Origin of the sequence: Streptomyces sp. KR55 (assembly GCF_052245645.1) — a bacterium.
In the GTDB taxonomy this organism is placed as follows: Bacteria; Actinomycetota; Actinomycetes; order Streptomycetales; family Streptomycetaceae; genus Streptomyces; species Streptomyces flavusporus.
In genome coordinates this window covers 1-1,347 of record NZ_JBQQCE010000908.1, presented here as the reverse complement: position 1 = coordinate 1,347, position 1,347 = coordinate 1, and the positions used below count along the sequence as shown (strand labels likewise).

1 protein-coding gene is annotated in these 1,347 nt (G+C 69.0%); it reads right to left on the bottom strand.

Annotated features, from left to right (window positions below; translation table 11 throughout):
• Positions 1–1,347, bottom strand: a 1,347-nt coding sequence (locus ACTWQJ_RS51435; protein WP_443313208.1) for an IS701 family transposase, incomplete at both ends; no start/stop codon positions are given.

Sequence of the window (1,347 nt, the reverse complement as noted above, 5' to 3'; positions counted from 1 at the left end):
CGGTGGTTTGTTAGGGCGGGTTCAGGTAGGGGTTGAGTCGTTGGCCGTGGCTGACTGCGTCGATCAAGTCCTGTAATGCTGCTGGTGGGGGCGTGCTGGACCAGGCTTTCCACCAGCGTTGCAGCATGATGGCGGGGGTCAGCCAGCTGCGGACGGCTCGGAGAGCTTGGGGCCAGCGGGCCGGTCGGGGTGTCGAGGTGCCCCCTCTCTGGGCCTGGCGGGTCGGCGGCTGCCGGGGGCAGGCCGGCTTCCCAGCAGAAGGAGAACGCGCAGTTGACCAGGGTCTGGTGGCGGCGGATGGCGCGGTCGGTGCGGACCTGGAAGTCGGCCCACCCCAGTTCGTCCTTGACCTGTTTGTAGCTTTGCTCGATCCAGTTGCGGATGCCGTAGATCCGCGCGATCTCTTCCAGGTCGGCGGGCGGGTAGGGCGACTGGTCGGCCTGTGGGCTGCCGGGGCGGGGCAGGTCGGTGACCAGGTACCAGGTGCTCTTGTCCGGCAGCGTGGCCGGGTCGGTGGTGGCCACCACCAGCCGGTTCAGTGCGTCCGGTCCCCAGAAACCCAAGGTGGCATCGGCCGCCCACCACATGGCGGTGTGCCCGTCGCGGAAGGTGCGGGTCACCGGTGTCCACTCGCCGGGCCGGTCGGGGCCGTGCCAGGCCAGCTCGCGGGCGGCGTCGACAGGCGTGTGCGCCTGATTGCCGTAAGCCCAGGTGCCACGGCGGCGTTTGACGGCCATCACGAACGGTATGTCGGCGGCGTGCAGTTCGCAGCGGAAGTCGTCCACGTCGCCGTAGGCACCGTCGGCTACCGCGGCCCGGAAGGGAAACCCGGCCGCGCAGGCCTGCCGGGCCAGTTGGGCGGCGATGCGCCACTTGGTGCGAAAGCCAGGATCGGTGCGGCCCTTGGCGAAGTGGTGGGCGGGTGTGTAGGGCACCGCGTGCAGGGGATAGTAGAGGTTCTCGTCCGCCCACAGCGTGGTCACCGTGACCACGGCATTGTCGGTCTTGCCGTACCGACCCAGCCACTGCCGGCCCACGTTCGCAGTCGCCCCACCGTCTTTGCGATCGCCGGAATCGTCGATGACCAGCACCCCGCCCGCATGCGGAGTGGTCCGCTCATCGCCCAGTAGCCGCTCCAGACGCCGGGCATTGATTCGCTCGTGCTCCCAGGGGGATTCGGAGAGGAAGAACTGCAGTCGCTGCACCGCGGGATGCTGGGCTCCCGTCACCGGCTCGGCCCCAGCCAGACACGTCAGCGTCTTGTTGCGCTCCCGCGGCGCCAGCAACCCGGTCAGGTACTGGCGAAAGCCCCGACGCTGAGCCAGAGAGTCGAACAGATCGTCGAAG